This window comes from Streptomyces sp. NRRL WC-3549, from assembly GCF_000721935.1.
Lineage (GTDB): Bacteria > Actinomycetota > Actinomycetes > Streptomycetales > Streptomycetaceae > Streptomyces.
This window is the reverse complement of sequence record NZ_KL585475.1, coordinates 525-1,020: the sequence shown is the minus strand read 5'-3', so window position 1 is coordinate 1,020 and position 496 is coordinate 525. Positions and strand designations below refer to the sequence as shown.

1 protein-coding gene is annotated in these 496 nt (G+C 68.1%); it reads left to right on the top strand.

All coding sequences use genetic code 11. The features are described 5' to 3' along the window. Window positions 1-206: 206 nt before the first annotated feature. Window positions 207-496: polyketide synthase dehydratase domain-containing protein (locus IH13_RS45485; protein ID WP_234433525.1), on the top strand; the 290-nt coding region annotated here is incomplete at its 3' end.

Here is a 496-nt window from a genome sequence, read left to right as displayed (position 1 = left end):
CCGTCGACTGGGCGGCGTACTTCGCCGGCACCGGCGCCCGCCGTATCGATCTCCCCACGTACGCCTTCCGGCGTGCGCACTACTGGCTCGCCGACGCCGTCGCGCAGCCCACCGATGCGAGTGGCCTCGGACAGAGCTCCGTCGGTCACCCACTCCTCGGAGCGGCGGTTCCGCTTGCCGGAGGAGGGAGCACGGTTTTCACCGGCTTGCTGTCACCCGGCCGGTATCCGTGGCTTGCCGACCATACGGTCATGAGCTCGGTCCTTCTGCCCGCCACCGCGTTCGTCGATCTTGCGTTGCATGCTGCCTCGTACGTTGAGTGCGACCTGATCGAGGAGTTGACGCTTGAGGCGCCACTGGTGCTATCCGAGCATGTCGACACCCAGTTGCAGCTGGTCGTCGGGTCCGCAGACAGTGCCGGGCGTCGTGAGGTCGCCGTGCATGGCCGCCCTGCGGTGAGCTCGGACGTGGGCGCGGAGTGGACGAGGCATGCGGT